At 58.7% G+C, this 247-nt stretch carries 1 protein-coding gene; it reads left to right on the forward strand.

From position 1 onward, the window contains the following. Positions 1-81: 81 nt before the first annotated feature. Positions 82-247, forward strand: a 166-nt coding sequence (locus SB679_RS25690) for an alcohol dehydrogenase catalytic domain-containing protein (protein ID WP_410705196.1), incomplete at its 3' end; no start/stop codon positions are given.

Here is a 247-nt window from a genome sequence, read left to right on the forward strand (position 1 = left end):
CTCCTGCAGCGCGGGACAACCCAGCCACAACGCAGGGAGTACCACAACGTGAAAGCAGTTACTTGGCAAGGCAGGCGCTCCGTGAGCGTCATCGACGTACCCGATCCCGCTCTCCAGGAACCGACAGACGCTATCGTCCGCATCACGTCCTCTGCCATTTGTGGCTCTGATTTGCACCTCTATGAAGTCCTTGGCCCGTACATGCACAAAGGGGATGTGATCGGGCACGAACCCATGGGGATTGTGG

The sequence above is a fragment of the Chryseobacterium sp. SIMBA_029 genome (assembly GCF_046535275.1).
In the GTDB taxonomy this organism is placed as follows: domain Bacteria; phylum Bacteroidota; class Bacteroidia; order Flavobacteriales; family Weeksellaceae; genus Chryseobacterium.